This is a genomic window from Sporosarcina koreensis, from assembly GCF_000826145.2.
Classification (GTDB): Bacteria; Bacillota; Bacilli; order Bacillales_A; family Planococcaceae; genus Sporosarcina; species Sporosarcina trichiuri.
The window spans coordinates 1,496,832-1,521,281 of record NZ_LN651337.1 but is presented as its reverse complement, the minus strand read 5'-3'; the positions used below and the strand labels follow the sequence as shown (position 1 = coordinate 1,521,281).

At 53.9% G+C, this 24,450-nt stretch carries 27 protein-coding genes; 21 read left to right on the top strand and 6 right to left on the bottom strand.

Annotated elements, in window-relative coordinates; all coding sequences use genetic code 11:
• Positions 1-6: 6 nt before the first annotated feature.
• Positions 7-1,440: a Na+/H+ antiporter NhaC gene (gene nhaC, locus BN1190_RS13220; protein WP_040287473.1), complete on the bottom strand. Its 1,434-nt coding sequence runs from the start codon at positions 1,438-1,440 to the stop codon at positions 7-9.
• 198 nt (positions 1,441-1,638) lie between these two features.
• Between nhaC and BN1190_RS13215 the strand changes: the two genes are divergently transcribed.
• From BN1190_RS13215 to BN1190_RS13170, 12 genes are all read left to right on the top strand, one after another.
• Complete coding sequence (locus BN1190_RS13215) at positions 1,639-2,565, top strand: LysR family transcriptional regulator (RefSeq protein ID WP_082023418.1); 927 nt, start codon at positions 1,639-1,641, stop codon at positions 2,563-2,565.
• Between the two features lie 300 nt (positions 2,566-2,865).
• Complete coding sequence (locus BN1190_RS15100) at positions 2,866-3,039, top strand: hypothetical protein (protein ID WP_179860796.1); 174 nt, start codon at positions 2,866-2,868, stop codon at positions 3,037-3,039.
• 60 nt (positions 3,040-3,099) lie between these two features.
• Positions 3,100-3,261, top strand: a complete 162-nt coding sequence (locus tag BN1190_RS15095; protein ID WP_179860795.1) for a hypothetical protein — start codon at positions 3,100-3,102, stop codon at positions 3,259-3,261.
• The gene (locus BN1190_RS13210; protein WP_425313933.1) at positions 3,228-3,641 is read left to right on the top strand and encodes a DUF7713 domain-containing protein; all 414 of its coding nucleotides are present in this window, start codon (positions 3,228-3,230) and stop codon (positions 3,639-3,641) included. The genes BN1190_RS15095 and BN1190_RS13210 overlap by 34 nt, the downstream gene beginning before the upstream one ends.
• A gap of 433 nt (positions 3,642-4,074) precedes the next feature.
• Positions 4,075-4,923: a MurR/RpiR family transcriptional regulator gene (locus tag BN1190_RS13205; protein WP_040287471.1), complete on the top strand. Its 849-nt coding sequence runs from the start codon at positions 4,075-4,077 to the stop codon at positions 4,921-4,923.
• A 14-nt stretch (positions 4,924-4,937) separates the two neighbouring features.
• Entirely contained in the window at positions 4,938-5,981 is a 1,044-nt protein-coding gene (locus tag BN1190_RS13200; protein ID WP_040287470.1) for a serine hydrolase domain-containing protein, read from the top strand.
• Positions 5,982-5,994: 13 nt separating this feature from the next.
• A complete protein-coding gene (locus tag BN1190_RS13195; RefSeq protein WP_040287469.1) occupies positions 5,995-7,551 on the top strand; it encodes an ABC transporter substrate-binding protein in 1,557 nt (518 codons plus the stop codon).
• A 76-nt stretch (positions 7,552-7,627) separates the two neighbouring features.
• Positions 7,628-8,572, top strand: coding sequence for an ABC transporter permease (locus BN1190_RS13190; protein WP_040287468.1), 945 nt, complete (start codon positions 7,628-7,630; stop codon positions 8,570-8,572).
• Between the two features lie 33 nt (positions 8,573-8,605).
• A complete protein-coding gene (locus tag BN1190_RS13185; protein WP_040287467.1) occupies positions 8,606-9,433 on the top strand; it encodes an ABC transporter permease in 828 nt (275 codons plus the stop codon).
• 17 nt (positions 9,434-9,450) lie between these two features.
• Entirely contained in the window at positions 9,451-10,650 is a 1,200-nt protein-coding gene (locus tag BN1190_RS13180; RefSeq protein WP_052461881.1) for an anhydro-N-acetylmuramic acid kinase, read from the top strand.
• A gap of 1 nt (position 10,651) precedes the next feature.
• Positions 10,652-11,629: an ABC transporter ATP-binding protein gene (locus BN1190_RS13175; RefSeq protein ID WP_040287466.1), complete on the top strand. Its 978-nt coding sequence runs from the start codon at positions 10,652-10,654 to the stop codon at positions 11,627-11,629.
• Entirely contained in the window at positions 11,626-12,678 is a 1,053-nt protein-coding gene (locus BN1190_RS13170) for a dipeptide ABC transporter ATP-binding protein (RefSeq protein WP_052461880.1), read from the top strand. The genes BN1190_RS13175 and BN1190_RS13170 overlap by 4 nt, the downstream gene beginning before the upstream one ends.
• 159 nt (positions 12,679-12,837) lie before the next feature.
• Here BN1190_RS13170 and BN1190_RS13165 read toward each other — a convergent pair whose 3' ends face one another.
• Positions 12,838-14,136 (bottom strand): acetamidase/formamidase family protein, encoded by a 1,299-nt coding sequence (locus tag BN1190_RS13165; RefSeq protein WP_040287465.1) that lies wholly within the window; start codon positions 14,134-14,136, stop codon positions 12,838-12,840.
• Between the two features lie 112 nt (positions 14,137-14,248).
• On the opposite strand from BN1190_RS13165, the gene BN1190_RS15090 reads away from it, so the two are divergent.
• The 5 genes from BN1190_RS15090 to tatC all read left to right on the top strand — a co-directional run bounded on the left by BN1190_RS15090 (position 14,249) and on the right by tatC (position 18,481).
• Positions 14,249-14,410, top strand: coding sequence for a hypothetical protein (locus tag BN1190_RS15090; protein ID WP_179860794.1), 162 nt, complete (start codon positions 14,249-14,251; stop codon positions 14,408-14,410).
• Positions 14,411-14,864: 454 nt separating this feature from the next.
• A complete protein-coding gene (locus BN1190_RS13160; protein WP_040287464.1) occupies positions 14,865-15,617 on the top strand; it encodes a gluconate 2-dehydrogenase subunit 3 family protein in 753 nt (250 codons plus the stop codon).
• 23 nt (positions 15,618-15,640) lie between these two features.
• On the top strand, positions 15,641-17,353 hold the full coding sequence (locus BN1190_RS13155; protein WP_040287463.1) for a GMC family oxidoreductase: 1,713 nt from the start codon (positions 15,641-15,643) through the stop codon (positions 17,351-17,353).
• 19 nt (positions 17,354-17,372) lie between these two features.
• Complete coding sequence (gene tatA / locus BN1190_RS13150; protein ID WP_040287462.1) at positions 17,373-17,576, top strand: twin-arginine translocase TatA/TatE family subunit; 204 nt, start codon at positions 17,373-17,375, stop codon at positions 17,574-17,576.
• Positions 17,576-18,481, top strand: a complete 906-nt coding sequence (tatC, locus tag BN1190_RS13145) for a twin-arginine translocase subunit TatC (RefSeq protein WP_040287461.1) — start codon at positions 17,576-17,578, stop codon at positions 18,479-18,481. The genes tatA and tatC overlap by 1 nt, the downstream gene beginning before the upstream one ends.
• Positions 18,482-18,713: 232 nt before the next feature.
• Here the strand turns inward: tatC and BN1190_RS13140 are convergent, their stop codons facing one another.
• Positions 18,714-19,223 (bottom strand): hypothetical protein, encoded by a 510-nt coding sequence (locus BN1190_RS13140; RefSeq protein WP_040287460.1) that lies wholly within the window; start codon positions 19,221-19,223, stop codon positions 18,714-18,716.
• Positions 19,224-19,443: 220 nt separating this feature from the next.
• Between BN1190_RS13140 and BN1190_RS13135 the strand changes: the two genes are divergently transcribed.
• On the top strand, positions 19,444-20,169 hold the full coding sequence (locus BN1190_RS13135; RefSeq protein WP_040287459.1) for a 3-ketoacyl-ACP reductase: 726 nt from the start codon (positions 19,444-19,446) through the stop codon (positions 20,167-20,169).
• A 181-nt stretch (positions 20,170-20,350) separates the two neighbouring features.
• On the opposite strand, the gene BN1190_RS13130 is transcribed toward BN1190_RS13135, so the two are convergent.
• Positions 20,351-20,803 (bottom strand): OsmC family protein, encoded by a 453-nt coding sequence (locus tag BN1190_RS13130; RefSeq protein ID WP_040287458.1) that lies wholly within the window; start codon positions 20,801-20,803, stop codon positions 20,351-20,353.
• Between the two features lie 277 nt (positions 20,804-21,080).
• Here BN1190_RS13130 and BN1190_RS13125 point away from each other — a divergent pair, with 277 nt between their 5' ends.
• The 3 genes from BN1190_RS13125 (at position 21,081) to BN1190_RS13115 (ending at position 23,060) form a co-directional block, all read left to right on the top strand.
• Positions 21,081-21,803: a DUF6904 family protein gene (locus tag BN1190_RS13125; RefSeq protein WP_040287457.1), complete on the top strand. Its 723-nt coding sequence runs from the start codon at positions 21,081-21,083 to the stop codon at positions 21,801-21,803.
• A 199-nt stretch (positions 21,804-22,002) separates the two neighbouring features.
• Positions 22,003-22,320 carry a hypothetical protein gene (locus BN1190_RS13120; RefSeq protein WP_144036112.1) on the top strand — a complete coding sequence of 106 codons (318 nt, stop codon included), beginning with the start codon at positions 22,003-22,005 and terminating at the stop codon, positions 22,318-22,320.
• Between the two features lie 14 nt (positions 22,321-22,334).
• The gene (locus tag BN1190_RS13115; protein WP_052461879.1) at positions 22,335-23,060 is read left to right on the top strand and encodes a toast rack family protein; all 726 of its coding nucleotides are present in this window, start codon (positions 22,335-22,337) and stop codon (positions 23,058-23,060) included.
• Here BN1190_RS13115 and BN1190_RS15085 read toward each other — a convergent pair.
• Positions 23,057-23,221 (bottom strand): hypothetical protein, encoded by a 165-nt coding sequence (locus tag BN1190_RS15085; protein ID WP_179860793.1) that lies wholly within the window; start codon positions 23,219-23,221, stop codon positions 23,057-23,059. The genes BN1190_RS13115 and BN1190_RS15085 overlap by 4 nt on opposite strands.
• Before the next feature lie 72 nt (positions 23,222-23,293).
• The gene (locus BN1190_RS13110) at positions 23,294-24,370 is read right to left on the bottom strand and encodes an S-layer homology domain-containing protein (protein WP_179860792.1); all 1,077 of its coding nucleotides are present in this window, start codon (positions 24,368-24,370) and stop codon (positions 23,294-23,296) included.
• Positions 24,371-24,450 lie beyond the last annotated feature (80 nt).

Genomic DNA, 24,450 nt, shown 5'->3' with positions numbered 1-24,450 from the left:
AGAGGTTCACTCGGCAGATTCGGATGTTTCATCGCCAGGCGCTAACTTGGTGATCCCGATACCCGTATACCCAAGGATAATCGCGAAGATGAATCCTGTGTAACAAAGCACTGCCCAAGGCAGATAACTGAACGTAGAGACACCCAGTGTCCCGGCGATGAATACACCTGACGTCGACCAGGGAACAAGAGGAATGACGACAGTCCCCGAGTCTTCCAGAGTCCGTGAAAGGTTTTTTGCGGCGAGGTTCTTCTTTCTGTACGTATCTTTATAAAGCTCACCCGGAATGATCAGCGGCAGATAGGTGTTGGCAGTCACCAGAGCTGTCGTGATGCAGGACAGAACGGTAACCAAGATAAGGTCTCCTGTCCGTTTTACGAGTTTCACCAACGCATTGACCAATACTTCCAAACAGCCGGATACGGAAACGATGCCGGCGAACGAGAAGGCGCAAAGTGCGATTAGCACGACACCGGTCATGGACTGCATGCCTCCTTGATTGACTAGCCGAAGGACTTCTGGAATCACAGCATCGGCGTTGAAGCCGGCTTTGTTGACCATGGATACGTCAAAGCCGGAGACAGTGGCCTGAAACGCATCCTTCACCGAGAAACCTTGTACAAAGACTGCGATGATTCCAGCCGTGAAGGAAGAAAGAATTACAACTGGCAGTGTAGGCAGTTTGCGGATTGTGCCATACAGAATGATGAGAGCAGGGAGAAGCAGCCAAAGGCTCCAAGTGAACATCCCATCCAGACTGCTCAGCATTGCGCTGGTCTGTTCTGATTTGCCTGCCTGCACGCCTGAAGAGTTGAATCCGACAACCGTGTAAACGCCCATCGCCACTATAGCGGCCGGAACCGTCGTGTACAGCATGTGTTTGATATGCTCATGAAGTTCTGTGCCGACAACTAAAGGCGCCAAGTTGGTCGTATCAGACAGGGGAGATAGTTTGTCGCCAAAGTACGCACCGGAAACGATTGCACCGGCAGTCGCGGCTGCCGAAACATCCATGCCCGACGCGATTCCCATCAAAGCGACGCCGACCGTCCCGATTGAGCCCCATGAGGAGCCTGTCACGATGGAGACGATAGCAGATACGACAAATGCCAAGAGGACGATGAACGATGGATTGATGATTTTCAAGCCATAGAAAATCATGGCAGGAATCGTCCCGGCCATTGTCCATAGCCCGATCAAAATACCGATGGAAATCAGGATCAGCAGGGCGGGCATCGCGGCATCTATCTTTTCGCGGATGCCTTTGATCATCTGCTCCCAGGAGACGCCTACCCGCAGGGCGATAATCCCAGCGAACAATGAAGCCAAGATCAGCAGTGGTTCGATTTTAATACCATATCCAGCGAATCCAATTGAGGTGAGCAGCAACATGACGATTATAGGAAGAATCGCTTCGAACAATGTGGGCTTTCTGGTCATCTGAATCCCTCCAAGTAGTAGGTAGCCCGTAATTATCCAGTCGGGTTAGTATCGAGATCACAGACCTTATCGCTAGTGAAGCGCTTTCAAATAAGGTGGTTATCTCTCAAGCCTATTGAAAAATAATACTTTCAATTATAGAGAGAATTCCGTAAGATTGAAAATATATATTTTATGTATAATTGATATTCTTTTGGTATGAATATAGGGGAGGTCGAGAAGTTGAATTTACACAGGCTGCGCTGCTTTACGAAAGTGGTAGAGGAAGGAAGTGTATCAAAGGCGGCAAAAAAGCTCAACATGGCACAGCCGCCGTTAAGTATGCTGATCCGCAAGCTGGAGGAAGAACTGGATGTCACTCTCTTTGAGCGGTATAAAAAGAGGCTTCTTGTCACAGAAGTCGGCACCCTTCTCTATCATAGAGCAAAAGAGATCTTGGCCATGTCGGATAACATCCAGAACGAAATAGAGGGATTTGGAAATGGCATAAAAGGCACCGTCCGGATCGGCACGTCGACATCTGCCAGCATAACCCTGATTCCGAGCATTTTGGAAGATATCCAGCGGCAGCAACTCGATATCACGCTGGAGGTTCGGGAAGGGAAGTACACAGATATCCTGCGCGAACTGCGAAACAACGAAATCGATATTGGCCTGGTCCGTAATACGTCATTGGCCGATGACCTCGAGATTGTGGAATTGGTCAAGGAACCGTTATTGCTGGCTCTGCCACCATCCCACCACCTGCTTACAAAATCTTCAATTACTCTGCAAGACTTACGCTATGAATCTTTCCTCATGCAGCGTACGACACTTGGTCATAATATATCGGATGTCATACTGGAAGCATGCCAAGCAACTGGATTCATCCCGGCGATCAGCTACTGGGGGACGACCTCGTTGCCGATTGTCCTGATGGTAAAAAAGGGCGCAGGAATTGCATTCATACCTCAAAGTTTCCGGCAGCTTCATGACGACATGGAGCTGCCGCCTCTTCTGAAATTGCCTTCACCTGATTTATACAGTTACCAAAGCCTGATCATGCTGAGAGACCGCTTCAAATCACCCGCCGTACAAAAAGTCGTCGAACTCACCAAACATATGACGGACAGGCTGTCAACCTGAAATAATGACAGGGGATCCCACGCGTGTTTATTAACCAAATAGTTCCATCAAAATGAATACAAAAAAGAGATGCCCCACGTAAAATGTAAGTTACGACACCAACATTTACGAAACGAGGTCATCTCCATGAATAAGAATACCACGCTTCAGACACTGATTGAAAGCTTTCTATCCAAAGAAGCGTTACAGGCAATCCTGAACGAGTTATAATATGAAGAAACCTCCCGAAAATGCACGGTTTCCGTTCTTCTTTCCTATCTCATCCACGCGGCTGATATATGTGAAAAAAGAAAGGAAGATATGAAGAAAAATAAAAATATAATCGTCCCTACAACAGAGCAGTGGGAAGCCAATTGTAATGTGGACAGCATGCCTGAGGAGGAGCCAGAGGAGCCGGATGAAAATGCGAAGACGGCGTGGCGGGATCCCGACGTGACAGTGGAGTACCTGACGGCCGGTACAACAAAAGAATGATCATGCACGGTTGGATTATGCTTTTTTCTAATCACGTAAGGAAATGATAGGAAGGATTGGATGATCTGTGAGAGCTGCGAAGAGAGGGAAGCGATGGTGAGGGTCGGTGAAGAGTCGCTCTGCACGGCCTGCCATACTGAGCGGCAGGCAGCTGCCTATCGGGTGCCGCTTCCAGGTCTGCCAGCGTCATTCGGGGCGCGGATGCCGATGGGGTCCATCTGATTCTTGAAGTAGAGTGGTCGATCCATCCGGGGGCTGTCACGCTGACGCCCCGGGAACGTGGAGAGTTCGGTTATACCTTTGCCGTGGACGGGGAGGTTACGGTCGATCAGCAAGAGTTGTATTTCCGGCTTGTCCGCAAAACACGCAGGGGACTTGCTGTCCGGTATGTGGAAGACAAAATGTTTCCGTCCGGCCAGCCATATCTCTCCAGCCGTGACATGGTATTGAAAGGCATGCTGCAGTATGATCCGTCTGATGAGGAATTGCCGCTGATGGTCATTGACGGCCAGCCATATTCCTGGGAGGCAGTCGGCCGGATGCTGTCAGCTTTCGAAGGGTTCCACGTCACAATTGAGATGGCGGATTTGGCGGACGTGTAGGAAGAGGGAGTGTGACTTGATGGCAAAATCATCAGGTCTATTTCTAGTTTCAGGGTGATTCAATAGTGGTAAGCCGCTGTCCGAATTTTCATGGGCAGCGGTTTTTTGCTGTGCAATGAGAAAACTGGCGACAGTTGAATTGTGCCTGGCTGCCGATACATTCGGCGAAGTGTCCGATACTTCACAAGTTATGGCCGATACCGCCGCCCGAGTGTCCGACACTTCACAGGTTATGGCCGATAGTTCACACATTTTGGCCGATACCGCTCCGATTCGAATCCCCATCGCCCCTCATCGATCATTTACCCGCCAAATAACTGTAAAACATTACGAAACCCCATTGACTTTTCAGAATTGGTAGATTAGCATGAAGTTTAACTAGTAATCTTTTAGAAAGTTCTGTAGTTAAACTTCATATGCTGGGGGAGATAGCATGAACAACACCCTGGAACGCATCAAACAGGGGCTCCATTCACTGAGTCCCTCAGAGAAAAAAGTGGCTGCCTTTATTCTAAATGATCCGGCCTGCATCCTGACAATGCCGATTGCGGAGCTTTCCGCGAAATCACATGCCAGTGAGGCGACCATCATCCGGATGTGCCGGGCCTTGCAGTTCAAAGGCTACCATGACTTGAAGCTCGGAATTTCAGCCTCTCTTAGCAGTCACCAGGCAGAGGGGAAGACCTACTACGCCGATATGCCGGCGGATCAGGGGATGGACCAGATTGTCGATTACGTTTCCTATACGGCTATGCAGTCCATCAAGAGCACAATCTCCCTGGTGGATCGGCAGCAGATGGAGGCGGTTGTGGAGCTGCTGCTTTCGGCCCGTCGGATTGCGGTGCTCGGTGTCGGCGCTTCCGGCATCGTGGCGCTCGATTTCGAGCAAAAATGCAAGCGAATCGATACGTGGTGTGAGGCGTTGACTGACAGTCACACACAGCTGATGACAGCTGTCCACCTTACCGAAAAGGATGTGATGCTCGCGATTTCATACTCAGGCGAGACGAAGGAGATCGTGGAAGCTGTCCAAGTGGCAAAGCAGCGCGGTGTATCGGTCATTTCCCTCACGCGGTATGGCAGCAACAAGGTTCGAAGTCTCGCGGATATTGCGTTGTATGCATCCCCAACGGAACACAGCATTCGGAGCGGAGCGACCGTTTCCCGCATTTCACAGCTTACGGTGATCGACATTCTCTTCATGGGCATGGTTTCCAAAAATCCGGATTCCTCTGTCGAGCGGCTAAACCGCACCCGGGAAGTCATCAGGAACAGGAAGTAACGGAGGTGAGGAAGATGGGACAGATGGAAGCGCTCGATGACATCATTAAAGAACACATTGAAAGCGGTTACTTTTCCGCGGCTGTCTGCAGCATTTCATTGGATGGAGAATCGGTATACAGAAAAGCATTCGGCGTCTGTGATCTGGCGACGGTGGAACCGTGCCGCACGGATACCCGGTTCGACATCGCGAGTATCACGAAAATATTCACCTCGACGGTGATTCTGCACATGATCACGGAGCGGCGGCTGACGCTTGATACCTCTCTTGGCGAATGCCTGCCTGCTGCTAAATCTCGGCCGGAGCTGACCTCGCTGACCATCCGGCAGCTACTGACGCACAGCAGCGGCCTGATCGCTTGGTATCCGCTGTATACGCAGCGGGGGCGGTCATTCTATGAAGTCCTGGACTCCATTCCTCTGCTGCATGAGTCTGCAGAGAAGACGGTTTACAGCGATTTGAATTTCATGCTTCTCGGGAAAGTGATCGAACAGCTTACAGAGATGACGCTGGAGGAGGCGGTTTGTGAGTACTTTGGAAACCGGTTGGACTTGGACTCCGTTACCTACCTCCCTTTGGATAAGCACAACATTGCAGCAACGGAATTCGGCAACCGCATTGAGAAGCGGATGTGCAGCGAACGCCATCTTCACTTTGATGGATGGCGCGATGAACATACGGCAATCGTCGGGGAGGTGAACGACGGAAACAGCTATTACTTCTTGAACGGGACAGCAGGGCACGCGGGGATTTTTTCAGATGCGGACGACTTGGTGACACTCGGGAACTTGTATCTCGGAGTGAAGGGTTTCCTGTCCGATGAGCTGCTGCAGGCTTGCGAAAGCCGCCAGGTTGGTGACAGGGGGCTCGGCTGGGACTTCGGGGAGACCTTTCCGGAAGGGTTCGGTCATACCGGCTTCACCGGGACCGCCTTATGGGTCGTCCCGGAACGGCAGCTCATCGTCAGCCTGCTGACCAACCGGCTCCATAGCCGTGAGCCGCAAAACATCACCCCGTTCAGAAAAAAGATTTTCAATTGCATCCTAAAAAACGTGTAGAGGAGAATGACATATGAAGAAGAAGATCTGGCTTTCCTTTCTCATGGTGTTTGCAGTGATTCTGGCAGCCGCCTGTTCGAACGGCAAATCGTCATCGGAGGGATCGGGTGATACCGACAAAGGCGGCTCTTCCGATGCGGAACAGGTTCTCAAGATCGCCAATGATCAGGAACCGGCAGGACTCGATCCGCACAAGACGCCGGCCCATTCCTCGGTGCGGATCTACTCCAAGATTTACGAAGGACTTGTGACGTTCGATGAAAACATGGAGCTCGTCGGCCAGCTTGCAAGCGATTGGGAGCAGCCGGATGACAGCACCTACGTGTTCAATCTGGTGGAAGGCGTCAAATTCCATAATGGACGTGAAATGACAGCAGATGACGTCAAATACAGTTTCGATCGCATCATGGATGAAGAGACGGCGTCCCACATCAGTTCGTATTTTTCGGATGTCAAAAACATCGAAGTGATGGATGACCATCAGATCAAGTTCGAACTGGAACAGCCGAATGCAACGTTCCTGACGAACCTGACCAATTCGAGTGCGGCAATCGTACCGAAAGAAGTCGTGGAAGAGAATGGAGATCTGCAGCAGAATGCTGTCGGAACCGGGCCGTTCGTCTTTGAGAAATGGGTGCCGGACAACAGTGTGACATTGAAGAAGAACGAAGACTACTACGTCGAAGACAAGCCGAAACTGGCTCGGGTCGAATACTACACGATGAAGGAAGAAGCTGCGAGACTTTCAGCCATCCGGACAGGTGAAATCGATATGACGACCCTGACATCGAAATCAGCAGGCTTGCTTGGCAATGATGACAATGTCGATATCAAGGATTATCAGTCACTGGAATACAGCTACGTCGGGTTCAACGTCGACAAAGAGCCATTCAACAATGAGAAAGTGAGACAGGCGCTGAGCATGGCAACCGATCGTGAGAGCATCGCGAAAGTGGTCTGGGACGGAAAGGCGATCACGACAGGACCGATCACCCCTGCGATGGGCGACTGGGCGATTGATGTGAATGAGGAAGACGTCTATATGAACGATACGGACAAAGCGAAGAAGCTCTTGGCAGAAGCTGGCTATCCGGACGGCTTCTCGACAACAATCACAACGGCATCCACTTATGCTGACATGGTCGACACAGCACAGCTTCTGCAGCAGCAATGGGCGGAAATCGGTGTGAAAGCGGACATCAAGCAGATCGAGTGGGGCGAGTATATCGATACATGGTCCAATACATCAGCGGATATCCTGATCGGCCGGAACGGATCCGGAACAGATCCTGACCGCGCGATGAACTACTTCTTCAGCACGGACGGTTCCGCGAACGTCTGGAACTTCTCCAATGAGGAGTACGACAAGCTGGTTGAAGAAGGGAAGCGGACGGTCGATCCGGACAAACGGAAAGAGATCTACGACAAAGCCCAGAAAGACCTTTTGGAACTGTCACCGAACCTGTTCCTTGTGTCTCCTGAGAGTTATGTCGCTGTGCGGAAGGACGTCAAAGGCTTCACTCCGCATGCGCATAATGCAGAAGACATCGATCAGACCTACAAAGAGTGACAGAAGACTGGATCCTCATGGGCAGTGCAGCGTGTGCCGCACTGCCTGAGGTGTTATAACGGAAGGATGTGTGAACTTGCTTACATATATCATCAGACGGCTGCTGATGCTGATTCCGGTGCTGTTCGGGGTCTCGTTATTCATCTTCTTCGTGATGCGTGTGGTGCCGGGCGATGTCGCCCAGACCATCCTCGGGACAGATGCTACGCCACAAGCACTGGAACAGCTGCGGAAGAACTTCGGGCTGGATCTGCCGCTCTATCAGCAGTATCTAGACTGGATGGGCGGCGTGCTGACGGGTGATTTCGGTGAATCGATGCGGACCGGGAAGGCGGTGCTGCCGGATATCCTGAACCGCTTCAAGCTGACGTTCGAACTGACACTGTTCGCCGCGGTGATTTCCTGGATCATCTCGATTCCGCTCGGCATCATCGCAGCGACGAAGCGCAACAGCAAGACCGATTTCAGCTTGCGGGTCGTCTCCCTCCTCGGGGTATCCGTCCCGAACTTTGCGCTTGCCACGGTCATCATCCTTGTACTGTCGCTGTACTTTTCCTACAGCCCGCCGGTCGGATATGTCGGTTTCTTCGAGAATCCGGTGAGGAACCTGGAAATCATCATCATCCCGGCGATTGTCCTGGGTACGTCCATGGCAGGTGCCGTCATGCGGATGACACGTTCGTCCATCCTTGAGATCCTCCGGCAGGATTTCATCCGCACGATCCGGGCGAAAGGGGCGAAAGAACGGGTGGTGATCTTCCAGCACGCTTTGAAGAACGCTATGATTCCGATCCTGACGATCATCGGTCTGCAGATCGGGACGCTGCTGGGCGGAACGGTCATCATCGAGCAGATTTTCTCATTGCCGGGATTGGGGCAGCTGGTCCTGACGGCAATTACCCAGCGGGACTTCATGGTCGTGCAGGGCGCCGTCCTGTTCATCGCCTTCATCTTCGTGATGATCAATCTTCTTGTCGATCTGCTGTATTCCTATCTGGATCCGCGGATCAGTTACAAATAGAGCTTCGGGACTTGCATAGAAAAGAGTGATGAGATGAAAAGCTTCTTGAAAAGACTGAAGAACGACAAAGTCGGACTGATCGGATGCATCGGGGTGCTGCTCGTTGTGATCCTCGGGGTGCTGGCGCCTTCGATCGCCCCGTACAAACCGGAGCAGATGTTCACGGAGCACACGATGCAGGGGCCGAGCGGGAAGTTCATCTTCGGGACGGATGAGTTCGGCCGGGATATCTTTTCCCGGATCGTCTACGGTGCCAAGGTGTCCCTGCAGGTCGGCGTCATTGCTGTCGGCATCGGTGCGCTCGGCGGGCTGGTGTTCGGCCTGATCGCCGGGTATTTCCAAGGAATCGTGGATCAGGTCATCATGCGCATCATGGATGTGCTGTTCGCCTTCCCGGATATCCTGCTCGCCTTGACGATCGTCGCGGTCCTCGGGCCGAGCCTGACGAATACGATGATCGCCATTGGCATCGTGTTCATGCCAGTTTTCACGCGGATCGTCCGCGGGTCCGTCATCAGCGTGAAGGAGAACGAGTATATTACAAATGCTGTAGCGATCGGTGTGTCGCCGTTCACGATCATCTTCCGGCATATCACGCCGAACATCATGGCGCCGTTCATCGTCCAGGTGACCCTCGGCTTATCCGGGGCGATCCTGACCGAAGCGGCACTCAGTTTCCTTGGTCTCGGTGTGCAGCCGCCGAACCCTTCGTGGGGCGTCATGCTGAACGCGAGCCGGACCTATATGGAGTTCGCCCCGTGGACGATCCTGTTCCCGGCGGGCGCCATCGTCTTCACCATTTTCTGTTTCAACCTATTCGGCGACAGCCTGCGGGATATCTTGGATCCACAACTTAAGTGAAAAGGAGTGTGCAACGGATGAGTGTACTTGCAATCGGACTGATGTCCGGAACGTCAGTCGACGGAATCGATGCCGTGCTGGTGGAGATCAGTGGTTCGGAAGGCGACCTGCAGGTGTCTGTCAAAGAGTCGGCAGGGACCGCCTACACACCGGAAGAGCGGAAGGAACTGCTGCGTATTTCGACGGAGGCAACATCTGACCTGCAGAGTATCAGTTCTATGAATTTCCATCTTGGCAAAAAATTCGGTGAAGCCGTTAACGAGCTGCTGGAGAAATCGGGCCATACAGCCGGCGACATCCACTTTGTCAGCTCACATGGCCATACGATCTTCCACCAGCCGTACAAAGGGGACGGTCCGCTGGATGAAACGAATACGCTGCAGATCGGGGATATCTCCGTCATATCCGACGCTACAAATATCGCGGTCGTCGGGGATTTCCGAACAGCGGACATGGCTGCCGGCGGGCATGGGGCGCCTCTTACGTCCTATATCGATTACTTGCTGTTCTCGAACAGCGACCGGTCCCGAGCCGTCCAGAATATCGGCGGTATTGGGAATGTGACCTATGTGCCAAAGAACGGCAGACGGGATCAGATCCTCTCGTTCGATACAGGGCCTGGCAATATGGTCATCGACGAAGTGGTCTACCGGGTGAGCGGTCAGACGGAGACGTACGACAAAGACGGCCGGTATGCACGTGAGGGGCGGATCGATGACGGACTGCTTGCCTTCATGAACGAGCATGAGTATCTCCAAGTGGAGCCGCCGAAAACGACCGGACGGGAAGTGTTCGGCTCCCATTTTGTCGATGGGATCTTCGAGAAGTTCGGTCATCTGGATGCCAAAGACCTGGTGGCGACAGTCAGTGAATGGACCGCGCTTACAATTACGGATAGTTATAAGAAGTTCCTTATTGGAAAAGATAACGAGATCGATGAAGTCATCATCGGGGGTGGCGGAAGTTACAACCCGTATCTGTTGGAGCGGATCGCCCACCACCTGCCCGGTATCACAGTCGGCGTCCATGAGGATCATGGGTTTTCAAGTGACTTGAAGGAGGCGATGGGGTTTGCCTTGCTCGGCTATCAATGCCTGAAGGGGGAGTACAACCAGCTGCCGTCGGCCACAGGCGCTGACCATTCGGTGATCATGGGAAAGGTCTCCTTCACGCAGCCTGATTCATTTGCACGGATGCTGGCAGTCAGGGGGGAGTGACATGGCATCATTACTCGAAATCAAAGATCTGTCCATCGACGTTGAAGTCGAGAAGGAAACATACAATGTCGTGAAAAACCTCAGCCTGACCATCGGAAAGAAACAGAAGTATGGCATAGTCGGAGAGTCGGGAAGCGGGAAGAGCCTGACCTCGCTGTCCATCCTTCAACTGCTGTCGGATGTCCTCAGCATCAGCGAAGGCAGCATCGTACTCGATGGGCAGATGGATCTGACGAAGCTGTCGAAGAAAGAGATTCTTGATGTCCGGGGAAAGGAGATCTCGATGATCTTCCAGGAACCGATGACCGCCCTGGATCCCCTGTTCACCGTAGAGCACCAGATCAAGGAGATTCTGCGGTTCCATGGCAATTATTCCAAAAAGCAGATGGATGACATGACCATCGACATTTTGGACAAAGTCGGATTCGCAAAACCGAAGCAGCTGCTGAAGAAATACCCGCACCAGCTGTCCGGCGGAATGAGGCAGCGCATCATGATCGCGATGGCGCTGATCTGCAGACCGAAACTGCTGATTGCGGACGAACCGACGACGGCGCTCGACGTGACGATCCAGGCGCAGATCCTGGACCTCATGAAGCAGCTCACGAATGATTACGATACGTCGATCCTGCTGATCACCCATGATCTGGGGGTCATTGCGGAGATCTGCGAGCGGGTGGCGGTCATGTATGCTGGTACGCTGGTCGAAGAGACGACGGTCGCCAATCTGTTCACCAACCCGCAGCACCCGTACACGAAAGGCCTCCTCAGTTCCATCAATTCATTGGGCGAACGCGGCAAGAGGCTGTACTCCATTCCGGGAAATGTGCCGTCCCCGAAGGAAGCGAACAAGACAGGATGCCGATTCGCTTCCCGCTGTCCGTATGTGATGGACATCTGCACGCAACAGGACCCGCCGATGTATGCAGTGGGTGAAGATCACCACAGCAGGTGCTTCCTGCATAGGGAGGAGGGATGAACGTGGAAGAACGGACCATACTGGATGTCAGGGAACTGACTAAATACTACCCGCAGAAGAGCGGAATCTTCAAGAGAACGAGCAATTACGTGAGGGCGGTCGACGGCATCAGTTTTGCCATCCGCCCTAAGGAGACATTCTCCCTCGTCGGTGAAAGCGGCTGCGGCAAATCGACCACCGGCAAGACGATCCTGCGCCTGCAGGAGCCGACATCCGGACAGGTGCTTTTTAAAGGCAAGGACCTGATGGACTACAGCAAGCGGGAGTTCAGAAGTCTGCGAAAGGACCTGCAGATGATCTTCCAGGATCCTTACAGCTCACTCAACCCGAGAATGACGGTCCGGCAGCTGTTGAAAGAACCGATCCTGACACATCGGATGGCCAATGGGAAGGAAGCGGAACAGATCGTGATCGACATCGCGGAGAAAGTTGGCTTGTCCCGCGAACAGCTGGACCGGCATCCGCACGAGTTCAGCGGGGGGCAGCGGCAGCGGATCAGCATCGCTCGAGCGTTGATCCTGAAACCGGAACTGGTCATCCTGGACGAAGCCGTTTCAGCGCTCGATGTCTCCATCCAGGCGCAGATCCTCAACCTGCTGATGGACCTGCAGGAAGAACTCGAGCTGACGTATCTGTTCATCTCCCATGATCTGAATGTCGTCAAACACGTCAGTGACCGCGTCGGTGTCATGTACCTCGGCCAGATGATGGAGATGACCGATACGGAACAGCTTTACGATAACCCGCTCCATCCGTACACCCAATCCCTGCTGTCGGCCATCCCGTCGACCGATCCGTTCAATAAGAAGGAGCGGATCATCCTGAAAGGCGATGTGCCGGATCCCGCCAATCCGCCCTCCGGCTGCCCGTTCCGGCTGCGCTGTCCAAAAGCCCACGACCGGTGCGCCATCGAGAAACCCGCGTTCCAGGAAGTCGCGGCCGACCATTTCGTAGCGTGCCATTTGTATGACCAGTCGGAGAACCCGGAGCAAGTTCCGGTATCGATCGAACCGGCAGCGCGGACCGAAACGCCTGAGGTGGAAGTGTGACGGAGGTATATACGAGATGCAAAAACCGCTGTCCATAAGTGGAATGGGCAGCGGTTTTTGCTGTGTGGTGATGGCGGACGCACGATTTAATTTATACACTAATCAGGTTAGTGTCTGAGTTGTGTGGTTCGCCCGTAATGGGTATTCCCGCCAAAATTTTCACCCATATTGCGCGATCACCAATTCACCGAGGGATACCTTTCGCAAGTACTCGATCGGCGCAAGGAATGTGACGGTGACGACGCCCGGATGCCGGCCGATTTCGATGCTGCCTGTGATGGTGGCACGGTTCAGGATTTCAGGGACTGGGACATCGAACAGGGCGGCGGCACGTTCGAGCCCATTGTCCGTGGCGGCGTTCAGCGTGGGACCCGATCCGACGAAGGAGACGGGATAGGCGTCTTCGACCGTGTCCAGCTTCCAGCGGTGTGCGATCTGCAGGGCGGCCTGCTTCTCCTTTTCGGTGAATGGCTTGGCAGTGTAGGGAAGGTCTTCGACGTTCGGCAGAAGGATCGGACCATTCAGCTGCAGCCCTTTCAAGACGCGGACTTGCAAATGGGCGATGCCTGACACGTCCGTCGTGTGGCCTGCAATTTCACCGTCCCCCTGCATCGCATGCATGTCACCCAGATAGATGCCGCCGCCTTCCACTTTGACAGGGCAGATCAGCACAGCGCCGACGCGGACGCGGTTGATATCCATATGCCCGTCGGTCCGGTGCCTGTCCAGATTCTCCTGCGTGAACGCATAGTCGTGCGGCGCATCCAGCAGGAACGACCCGAAGTCCCCTGCGTTATGGGAATCCGGCATCGGAGCGGAGGGCGTCGTTCCGAGCTGCCCGAGGAATGGGCGCATTCTCGCCATGACGCCGGGAATATCGGACGGGGCGAACGTGACGATCGGATTTTGGATGGATGCTTGCGGTGTGGCCATATAAGCGCGGCCGTCCTGTGCGATCTCTTCCGCCGCCTGCCTCGGCAAGGTGACACCGACCGTGCCGTTTTCATGGAATCCCATCGTATAGCCGTTGGTGAAAACGAACGGTGTGATGTCCGCATGGCATTCCGCGCACCGGATTGCGGTCGGACCGATGCCGTCAATCACCGTCTGCGGATTGAGCGTTCCGCAATCCGGACAGCGCGCCGCAACGAACGGATCGCCCAGAAACCGTCCTTCGACAGGCTCATCGTTACCGGAAGCCGTGGCGCGCGAGGTCACTTCGATGGATTTGATGAAAACCGCTATCGCATCCCCGACTTCCGCGCCTTCCACGTAGACAGGCTGCGTCACTTCATGGCCGCCTTTGATGCACGGTGTGATCATCGGTCCCCAGCAGCCGGGTGCTGTATTCGCGACAATGTGACCGCCATCTTTCACAGGGCCGAGCATTTGCATCGCGGGATCCAATACACCGTCAATGAACGAATTTACGAACACCGTATCCAATGCTGTCTCCATTCCAATCGTCCTCCTCTATATTTTCAGTATTCAATCAATTCAAGTTTGCAAGATACTTGCTCCCTTGTCAATCTGCAATGCTCAGGCAGGTCAACCAGTCCTGTCTGGCGGCATGGTTCAGTTGTGCTCGGCTGCCGATACATTCGGCGAAGTGTCCGATATGTCGGCTGAAAAGTCCGATACATCACGCCAAATGTCCGATATGTACGATGAACTGTCCGATTCTTCCCGCCAAATGTCCGATACAGCCTGGGTGAGTGCCTGTGTGTCGTGAAACTCAGACACTAGTCAGAATTGTGTCTGGCTGCCGATATATTCGGCGATGTGTCCGATATGCCGGCTGAAGTGTCCGATACATCACGCCAAATGTCCGATACGTACGATGAACTGTCCGATATCTCACGCCAAATGTCCGATATAGCCCGACTGAGTTGTCCCATGAAGCTGTATTTGAACGTGGGACCATCTTCGGTGCTGTCTGGGACTAGTTAAGTGACACGCAGGTTAGTGAAAAAAGTATGATTGTATACAGTGGACGTGCTTCTTCAGCTTATCGAAGGTAAGTGTTCTCGTTTGAAAGTAGTCTAAATGTTTGATAAGGTTTGAAAAAACCCGATAAGAACCGACAAGGTCTGCGTCGGGTTTTTTCCATAGAGAGTACATAGGGGATGCTGTGTTCCTTCATTTGACGCAATCGGTGAAACTCTAAGCGGAGGAGGAACAGACACGTGGCAGAAAAGAATAAGAATCTATCGAGGCGGGAGTTCCTGAAGACAAGCGGGATTGCAGCGGGCACACTGGTCGGGGGCGGTTTGATCGGCGGGCTGGTCGGCTATAACGCGAAATCCACGGATACGAAGCCTGCGGAACCATCAGGCGGCGGAGGCAAGGATGACTTCCGCATCAACCGGGGACTGATGTTTTTCCAGAATCCTGCGGAATTCAAAGTGCTGGCCCATGCGACGGAGCGGATTTTCCCGGAGGATGATCTTGGACCTGGTGCAATGGGACTCGGTGTCCCGTATTTCATCGACAATCAGCTGGCCGGCAATTACGGCAGCAATTCGCGTGAATATATGCAGGGGCCGTTCTATAAAGGGGAACCGACGCAGGGGTATCAGACGCCGCTGACCCGGGCGGAACTGTACCGCGCAGGGATCGCGGTGATGCAGGAAGAGGCGAATAAGCGGTTCGATAAGGATTTCACAGAGATCGAAGACGAGCAGAAGGACGAAATTCTGACGGATCTTCAAAAGAACAAGATTCCCATGAAAGGAACGGACTCGTCTTTCTTCTTCAAATTATTGCGGTCCGCCACGCTCGAAGGGGCCTATGCCGATCCGATCTACAATGGCAACGTCGATATGGCCGCCTGGAAGATGAAAGACTTCCCGGGGCACCAGATGTCGTATATCAATGAAATCGAGGATGAGGACTTCAAGAAGATCGAACCGAAATCGATCAGCAGCATGCAGCACTAACGGATAAGGAGAGGAGAACGAATATGGCGAAAACAATGGACAAAGTCGACGTTGTCACAGTGGGTGTCGGCTGGACGGGCGGCATCGTAGCGGCGGAATGTGCGAAAGCAGGCTTGAAAGTGCGCGGTCTGGAACGCGGAAAGGACCGGGGCACCAAGGACTTCACCATGATCCATGACGAATACCGGTATGCTGTCCGCTATGACCTGATGCAGGATCTGTCCAAGGAGACAATCACCTTCCGGAACACCAGGAAACAGCGGGCGCTGCCGATGCGTCAGCTTGGTTCGTTCCTGCTCGGGGAAGGGCTCGGCGGTGCGGGGACGCACTGGAACGGCATGGTGTTCCGCTTCTTTCCGTACGATTTTGAAATCAAGACGATGACAGACAAAAGGTATGGGAAAGATAAGCTGTCTTCCGACTATCTGCTGAGGGACTGGGGAATCACCTATGATGAGCTGGAACCGTACTATGATAAGTTCGAAAAGACGGTAGGGGTGTCCGGAGAAGATAAGAACCCATTCGCAGGAAAACGTTCCTCCGATTATCCGACCCCTCCGATGAAGAAGTCCCCGCTTTTGAAGAAATTCGAGAAGACGTCCGCCGACCTCGGCTATCATCCGTACATGATCCCTTCGGCAAACCTGTCAGAACAATATGAGAACCCGGATGGCTCGACCATCAATGCTTGCCAGTATTGCGGCTTCTGCGAGCGGTTCGGCTGTGAGTACGGTGCGAAATCCTCACCGGAAGTGACCGTGCTGCCGACAGCGAAGAAGACCGGCAACTATGACGTCGTTTTCGATGCGAATGTGGTGGAAATCCTCAAACAGGGGGATAAGGTGACCGGCGTCAAGTACGTTGACACGCAGACAGGCGAGGAGTTCGTACAGCCCGCCGATATTGTCGTCCTGACGAGCTATGTCATGAATAACGCCAAACTGCTCATGGTGTCGGAAATCGGGGAACAGTACGATCCGGATACGGGCAAAGGCTCACTCGGCCGCAATTATTGCTACCAGCTCGGACCTGGTGCTACCGGATACTACGATGAACAGATGAATACGTTCATGGGTGCAGGTGCGCTCGGCATGCTGTTCGATGATCTGAATGCGGATAACTTCGATCACAGCGATCTCGATTTCATTCACGGCTCCATGCTCATGCTGACGCAGACCGGAAAGCGGCCGATCGAAACGAATCCGGTCCCGTCCGATGTCCCGACATGGGGGGCCGAGTTCAAGAAGGCGTCCATCCAGAACTATACGAGAACGCTGTCCGTCGGCGGACAAGCTGCGTCCATGCCGCACAAAGAGAACTACCTGTCACTCGATTCCACCTATAAGGATAAGTATGGAGTCCCTCTGCTGAGCCTGACGTATAATTTCACGGATCAGGATCGGAATCTCCATAAGTATCTGACTCAGAAAGCGGTGGAGGTTTCTGAAAAGATGGGTGCGAAAAAAACTGAAGCAGCTGCACCGATCCAGGACTACGATATCGTGCCGTACCAGTCGACACACAATACCGGCGGGACCATCATGGGAGCGGACCCCGAAACGAGTGTCGTCAACAAGTACCTGCAGCACTGGGATATGGATAACCTCTTCGTGGTCGGGGCCGGCAATTTCAGCCATAACAGCGGCCGGAATCCTACCGGAACAGTCGGTGCACTGGCCTACCGCTGTGCCGAAGGTATTTTGCAGTACCACAAGAAAGGCGGCTCGCTCGTCTGAAGAGTAAAGGAGGAATTCGATGAATTTTGCAGCAATCGGTGTCCCGGGACTCCTGATCATCCTTGTCATCATCCTGATGCTGTTCGGTCCGCGCAAGCTGCCGGAGATCGGCGGAGCAGTCGGAAAAACACTATCCGAATTCAAGAAATCAGCCAAGGATGTCATGGATGACGAGGAGACTGACACAAAGAAAGCAACTGAGGCTGAAAAGCGGGTGGATTGATGGATCCTTACCAAGACCATAACCGAAAAATACTCAGCCCGCTCGATAAGAAAAACAAAGAAGAAGCGGCTGCGGCCCTTCAGGCCAAACAGAAGACCCTGGAAGATACCCCGCCGTCCCGGCTGTCAGAAAAGGGGACTGCGGCGACTTCAAATGTCGCCGCAGCTTCGCTGAAGCCCGGAGAGCCGGGAGGAGACGGGGAAGGGGACGATCTGGCGGCTCACTTGATCGAACTGCGGAAACAGCTCATCAAAAGTATTGCCGTCTTCCTGCTGTTTTTCGCAGCTGCGCTCAGTACGATCAATCTGTGGTTCCCGTATATCACCCGCGGCTATGACCTGATCGTGCTGAGTCCGATGGAGGTTGTCTCCTTCTATACGACCATCTCAGCGGCCCTGGCTTTCGGGTTCTCCGTTCCTTTCCTCTGCCATTTTCTCTGGCAGTTCGTCAAAACGGGTTTGAATGAGAAAGAGAGAGGATTCCTCGGACTCTATTCTCCTGCCATCCTGGTCCTGTTTGCAGGCGGTCTCGCGTTCGGGTACTTCGTCGTCAATCCGCTCAGTTATAATTTCCTGGTGAAGCTCGGGGAGATGAATTTCGACGTCATGGTATCTGCAAAGGAATATGCACGTTTTCTGCTGCTGACCACCATGCCGATCGGTCTTCTGTTCGAGCTGCCGGTCGTGGCCCTGTTCCTGTCGGCGATCGGTATCCTGACATCCGGTACGTTGAAGAAGGTCAGAAAGTGGTCGTATGTTGTGCTGGCAGTCCTGTCGGCACTCATCACTCCGCCCGATTTCTTCAGCCAGCTGATCATCCTCGTGCCGATGATCGGTCTTTACGAAGTGAGCATCCATCTCGTTGTCCGGTCGGAACGTCGGCAGGTGAATGCTGATCTGTCTTGACTGCTTATGCAGGGGATCGGGCGATATCCAACATGAAACTGTCCAAAGGAAGGTGAACAGCCCGAGAGCCGGGTATCCGGCTTGCGGGCTGTTCGCTTTGCAGGTTGAAGTGCGAAGGAGAGAAGTCTCTGGGGTCATTATAGTTTGACTTCAGCCGACTAAAAAATATCCCCTGCCGTACAAGAAACGGCAAGGGATACGGCTGCTGGCGGGCCTGTCAGGGACGCGCCGGTTACAGCATGTTGAGTGTGTTCATGAGTTCGCCGAGCTGGGAGTCCATCGCCAGCACGCTGATGAGGGCGCCTGCGACGAAGAGGAAGACGGCATAGAACAGGAACGCGTAGAATTTGTCGATGGTCTTCGACTGTCTGACCAGCTGGGAAATCATGACGAACATCGGAATTGTCACGAATGCAAGGCCCGCTCCGATAGCCAGGATCCCGAACCCGACAGTGTACGATTTGAAGAGCAGCAGGACCAAGCTCACTGCGGTCAGTGCGACCGGCACTTCATAGAATTCGCCGATCCCGTGGATGACTGCCTTGAGGGAAATGGGTTCAGAGAACAGCTTGAATGTCACAAAGATTGCGGTCGCATGGATGCCGATCGCGACAGCGGCGAAAAGCGTCAGCGGCAGTGCGACGTCCATGAAGCCGATCTCGACGATTCCGAACGAGTACTCCGACAGGGACCGTGCCATGAAGTAGACGGACAGCACAGCCAGCAGGATATAGACGGCCATGCTGAGCAGCGCATTCTTTATTCCCCAGTACCTGTGCACGGTGCAATTCAGACACTAATCAGAATAGTGTCTGAGTTGTGTGGTGCACAGGCACGCAGAAAGAAGCTGCACATCTGGTTCCTTGCAAGTGAAAAATCTGTCAAACCGATTGCGTGAAGTGGCCCACGAGGCGCTGTATACTGGAAATGACCAGAATCATAACCGAAAAGGGGTATATCTGATGGCACAATCATTGCAAGGGAAAGTGGCGTTCATCACAGGAGGGGCGCGCGGCATCGGCCGGGCGACGGCGCTGGCGCTGGCGAAGGAAGGCGTCCATGTCGGACTGCTGGCACGTACGGAGTCGGCGCTGAAGGACGTGGCGGCGGAAATCGAGGAACTGGGTGTGAATGCGGCGTATGCGGTGGCGGACGTGTCGTTACAAGAAGAGGCAGAGAAGGCGGTTGCTTCATTGACAGAAGCACTCGGCACAGCGGATATCCTGATCAACAATGCGGGGATCGCTTCGTTCGGCACCGTGCTTGAGATGGAACCGGCGGAATGGAAACGGATTTTGGACGTGAATGTGATGGGGACGTATCATGTGACGCGCGCCATCCTGCCGCAGCTCATCGAGAAGAACGGCGGCGATATCGTGACAATCGCGTCGACGAACGGATTGAACGGCGCTGCGACGTCAAGTGCGTACAGTGCGTCGAAATTCGCGGTGATCGGCTTCACGGAGTCACTTGCGCAGGAAGTACGCAGGAATAATATCCGGGTTTCCGCCCTCGCGCCGAGCACGGTGGCGACCGATCTGGCCTTCGATCTGGACTTGATCAAAGAAAACGACACGTCCAAAACCATCCAGCCGGAGGATATCGCAGAGATGGTTGTCAGCCAGCTGAAATTGCACCCGCGTGTCTATACGAAGACGGCTACGCTGATCGCGACGAATCCGTTCTGAACATGTGATGATACTGCGCAAAAGAAGACCGCTGTCCCGAGGGGGAGAGCGGTCTTTTTCGCGGTGTCGAGGGGGCGCTGTAAAATCGAAGGATAGGAAAAGACGCCTTTCTAATTACCCATCTTGTTGGAGGGCTATCGGAAGGCGTCTTCTCAAAACCTGAACGGATGGAGGGAACCAATCACCTCTTCGACCAGCGGCCGGTCACTTCCACGCCTGCGTCTTTCAGCAGATTGTAGAGCGGACATCTGGATTCGACGGTCTCTCTGAACTGCTCCAATCTGGCTTCTGTCTCCTCGGTTTCGATGACCACATCCAGCTGGACCGTCTGGAAGTAGGTCTGCACGCCTTCCACACCTTTGAAGCCGCGCGGATCCAGCGTTCCGGATGACTCGTACGTAAAATCAGTGTAGTTGAAATCCATGTCCTTTGCGACATAGGCTGCCATGATGGATGTACAGGCGGATAAGGCGCCGAGAAAGTATTCCAATGGATTCGGACCGGCATTCGTACCGCCGAGCCGCTCGGGTTCATCCACGGTGAATGGGGGTAAGTCCCTGACATGAATGCTGTTCTTCAAGCCGTCTTCCATTTTTCCTTTTACTTGCAGCGTTGCGAGTGGTCGTTTTTCCATATTGAATCGTCTCCTTGTCAGTGCCGGCAGCGATGAGGTCTGTCTGGCTCGGTCTTATGTGTATTTAGTATGCATTCAATCGATGGTTCCGGAATGCCAAGCGCCGCATTCAAGTCTTACCGCGTGCGGGCATCTGCTGCTAACTTATCACAACGAGCAGCAGGATGCATCAGACGGCTTGCGCAGGTCCGGTGGTAGATGGTTGGAGGGATTGTCGGAATCAAGACGATTTCGTATAGTGTAATAAAAGAATGGAAGTGAAAAGGGGGAGACAGGCATGATCCATCTCGAAGATACGCCGAATCACGCAGGGGTCTATGTGACGGGTGATTTGAATGATTTCGATGATTTGTACGAGGCCCTGCATGAGATTGTCGGGGAGGAAGGGGAGTATGTCCACTATGATGCTGTACGGACACGGGTGCTCGGCCTCTGGTACGATCTGCGCCACGCAATGATGGGGAATCGGGGAACCCGCTTTGTCCCGAATGGTATGGATCGGGAAAAGCGGCTGCGGCAATCGATCGCGTGCAGTGAATCGAATGTCTACCTGCAATGCGGGATCCTTTGGCCGGAGCTGTTGTTCATCAGCTTTGCCCTCAATGATTTCATCGGTATCCGGGAACACCAGAAGAAGCCGCCGTTGTGGGATCCGGTCACGGCGACTGTCCGGAAATTCCAGGCTGCCGTCCAGACATGCCTGTCGGAAACGCTGCCGGAGAGCAAGTTCAGCAGATGCAAGCGTTATTTACGGGCGGGGCGCGGCAACTCGTATTCCCGCTATCTCACACAGTACATCGATGAATTGAACCTGAACTTCCTGCATATGGATGCGGACGAGCGGTTCAATTCGATCAGTGTCATGGTGAAACGGGTGAATGAGAAGAATGCCCGGTACGCCGAACTGCACGCGGAGTTCCTGGACGCTGCCCGGCATTACGGCGTCGATGTGGAAGAACTCCAATACAAGGGAGATTATCCGGAAATGATCGATTGGTGAGCTTGGTGTTTTGACAGAAAACGAGCGGCAGCGAGCACCAATCAGGGGGTTGAATTGTGTTCGGCTGCCGATAAATTCGGCGATATGTCCGATAGGCCGGCTGAACTGTCCGATACTTCGTGCCAAGTGTCCGATACCTCCGGCGGAATGTCCGATACTTCGCCGGATTTGTCCGATATGCCCAGTGGGGAGGGCTGGCTTGTCGGGTTTTCTGCGCGGCCGGGGGTTTTATTGGAAGTGGCGAGGTGCCGCGCACAGAGATGCTGCGACAGGAAACGAGCCGCAGGCGAGCACCAATCAGGGAGTTGAATTGTGCGCGGATGCCGATAAATTCGGCGAAGTGTCCGATAACTCCCGCGAAGTGTCCGATACATCGTGCCGAATGTCCGATACTTCACGGAATATGTCCGTTATCGCAAGCGAAGGTGACGCAGCAGCTGATCTCATCCTTTCGTCCGAGCCGCTTTTCATCCAGTGGGTTGAGGTAATTGTCAGAACACTCGCTTATACTGGATGAAAAGGGGTGGTTGTGTGAGGAAGTATTGGATCGGGCTGATTGTGCTGGCGGTTGTTGCGGGACTCGGCCTGCAGGCGAATCGGGCGTTCGGATTTTTCCTGTCAGACAAAGGCGCGCAGGAAGTCGATATCGGCAAGGATGCGGCGTCTTCGCTGAACGTCGATGTGACGTTCGGGGCCGGGAATCTGCAGATCGAAGGGGGAGCTGAAGGCTGGGCGGAAGGTGTTCTCGACACCAACGTGAAGAAATGGCGGCCGTCTGTCCGGTATCGGGAGAAGAAGGGGACGGGGCATCTCACCATCCATCAGAAGATGAATGCGTTCGGGACGATGGGCAAAAAGCGCAATGACTGGACGCTCCGATTGACGGACGAGATTCCGGTCGATCTCCGTGTGGATGCAGCAGTCGCTGAGACAAACCTGGACTTGGCGGGGATCCGGCTGAGCCGGCTGTCCGTCGATGCCGGCGTGGGCGACATGACCGTGAATCTGGCGGGGGACTGGCAGGATGGATTTGACGCAAAGATCGACGGGGGCGTGGGCGATCTGAAGGTCCTCCTGCCAAAAGGGACCGGGGTCCGGGTGACTGTCGATAAGGGTCTTGGGACAGTGGATGCCGAAGGGTTCATCGACAAAGGAAAGGGTGTCTATGTCAACGAGGCGTACGAAGGGGCGGAGACGGTGATCGAGCTGAAGGTGGATGTCGGCATAGGTGCTGTGAAATTTGTGCTGGCGGACTAGCGTTGGTGGCGGCTTCCGTGCGAGGTGAATTGTGTCCGGATGCCGATGAATTCGGTGAAGTGTCCGATACTTTCGCCGAAATGTCCGATACTCAGGTCCAAGTGTCCGATACGCTGCGCCAAGTGTCCGATATGTCCGTCGAATTGTCCGATACGCGGCATGCGCCAGTTCTGCGTGCATATAAAAAGCCTGCAGCCCATGAGGGAGGCTGCAGGCTTTTCGCATCGCTGGAATTACTTGATGGACTTCAGCTGGCTGACGGTTTTGCCGGACGGATCGATCGTCTTCACCTGTCCGACGTTCGGCACGTAATAGCTCTTGTAGCCGCTGGACCCTTTGACTTCGATCGCGTTCGTGAAGGTCTTGTAAGGAGTTGTCACCGTCGTATTCACTTTGGTGATCGTTTCATAGTCATTGGAATTACCATAGGACTTCCATGATTTGTGGAGGGTCGCCGGGTATTTCAGGTCGATGGAGATGTCCGAGTACGGCAAGCCGGATGCGAGGCTGTCCCTGTTCTCGAACTGCATGTATTGGACGGTCGCGCCGTCTTTCATGCGTTCCGCTTCCCACATGAAGCCGAGCGGCATGCCGTTGATCGTACCGTCGATGTACTTGTACGTGTGGACGACGTCGCCATCCGCCTCAGCATACGTGTACTGCTTCGTCATGTTCTGCGCATAGCCGCCGGCGAGTGCCGCTTTCTGTTTGTACACCGGGCTCAGGCCGCGTGCGAGGAATGCGGAGAACTGGCCGCGCGTGACGTTATCATTCGGTTTGAACGTGCCGTTCGCATAACCGGTCGTGATCGATTCGGCTGCGAGTGCGAGGACCGGACCGTACGCTTTCATGCGCGATGTCACGTCACTGAACGTATAGTGCGGGCGGAAGTTCAGGTCGAAAGCGTTCGCGAGGATGATCGCCATGTCGCCGCGGGAAATCTGCTGGTTCGGACGGAATGTGCCGTCCGGATAGCCGGAGATCACCTTTTCGCTGACAGCGCTTGCGATATAGCCGCTGCCGGAGTGGGAGGCGGGTACGTCCTTGAATTTCGTCGCACGTTTCGTGCCGTCCAGTTCCATCATACGGCCGATCATGATCGCCGCCTCGCCGCGCGTGACGTTCTTCTGCGGCTTGAAGGTACCGTCATAATAGCCGCTGATGATTTCAGCGTCGACGAGGAACTGGATTTCGCTGTAGAACGATGTGGATTTGTTCACGTCGCTGAAGTTGGTGGCTGCGCTGGCGGATGGGGAAATGATACCGAGTACGAGAGCGAACGACAGCAGGAAACTACCGAATTTCTTCAATGCAATCACTCCTTTTTTGTTGGTGGATTCAGTATACCAGACGGCGTGCACAGCCTGATAGTTTGATTGTAAGTATTTCC

Bases quoted from the DNA above. Each gene is read 5' to 3' on its own strand.
- BN1190_RS13200 (WP_040287470.1), top strand. From the start codon at position 4,938: ATGGGACAGATGGAAGCGCTCGATGACATCATTAAAGAACACATTGAA.
- BN1190_RS13165 (WP_040287465.1), bottom strand. From the start codon at position 14,136: ATGGAGACAGCATTGGATACGGTGTTCGTAAATTCGTTCATTGACGGT.
- BN1190_RS13185 (WP_040287467.1), top strand. From the start codon at position 8,606: ATGAAAAGCTTCTTGAAAAGACTGAAGAACGACAAAGTCGGACTGATC.
- BN1190_RS13140 (WP_040287460.1), bottom strand. From the start codon at position 19,223: ATGGCCGTCTATATCCTGCTGGCTGTGCTGTCCGTCTACTTCATGGCA.
- BN1190_RS13125 (WP_040287457.1), top strand. From the start codon at position 21,081: ATGATCCATCTCGAAGATACGCCGAATCACGCAGGGGTCTATGTGACG.
- BN1190_RS13155 (WP_040287463.1), top strand. From the start codon at position 15,641: ATGGCGAAAACAATGGACAAAGTCGACGTTGTCACAGTGGGTGTCGGC.
- tatA (WP_040287462.1), top strand. From the start codon at position 17,373: ATGAATTTTGCAGCAATCGGTGTCCCGGGACTCCTGATCATCCTTGTC.
- BN1190_RS13170 (WP_052461880.1), top strand. From the start codon at position 11,626: ATGAACGTGGAAGAACGGACCATACTGGATGTCAGGGAACTGACTAAA.
- BN1190_RS13135 (WP_040287459.1), top strand. From the start codon at position 19,444: ATGGCACAATCATTGCAAGGGAAAGTGGCGTTCATCACAGGAGGGGCG.
- BN1190_RS13130 (WP_040287458.1), bottom strand. From the start codon at position 20,803: ATGGAAAAACGACCACTCGCAACGCTGCAAGTAAAAGGAAAAATGGAA.
- BN1190_RS13195 (WP_040287469.1), top strand. From the start codon at position 5,995: ATGAAGAAGAAGATCTGGCTTTCCTTTCTCATGGTGTTTGCAGTGATT.
- nhaC (WP_040287473.1), bottom strand. From the start codon at position 1,440: ATGACCAGAAAGCCCACATTGTTCGAAGCGATTCTTCCTATAATCGTC.
- tatC (WP_040287461.1), top strand. From the start codon at position 17,576: ATGGATCCTTACCAAGACCATAACCGAAAAATACTCAGCCCGCTCGAT.
- BN1190_RS13215 (WP_082023418.1), top strand. From the start codon at position 1,639: ATGAATATAGGGGAGGTCGAGAAGTTGAATTTACACAGGCTGCGCTGC.
- BN1190_RS13175 (WP_040287466.1), top strand. From the start codon at position 10,652: ATGGCATCATTACTCGAAATCAAAGATCTGTCCATCGACGTTGAAGTC.
- BN1190_RS15090 (WP_179860794.1), top strand. From the start codon at position 14,249: ATGGTTCAGTTGTGCTCGGCTGCCGATACATTCGGCGAAGTGTCCGAT.
- BN1190_RS13205 (WP_040287471.1), top strand. From the start codon at position 4,075: ATGAACAACACCCTGGAACGCATCAAACAGGGGCTCCATTCACTGAGT.
- BN1190_RS15085 (WP_179860793.1), bottom strand. From the start codon at position 23,221: ATGCCGCGTATCGGACAATTCGACGGACATATCGGACACTTGGCGCAG.
- BN1190_RS15100 (WP_179860796.1), top strand. From the start codon at position 2,866: ATGAAGAAAAATAAAAATATAATCGTCCCTACAACAGAGCAGTGGGAA.
- BN1190_RS15095 (WP_179860795.1), top strand. From the start codon at position 3,100: ATGATCTGTGAGAGCTGCGAAGAGAGGGAAGCGATGGTGAGGGTCGGT.
- BN1190_RS13180 (WP_052461881.1), top strand. From the start codon at position 9,451: ATGAGTGTACTTGCAATCGGACTGATGTCCGGAACGTCAGTCGACGGA.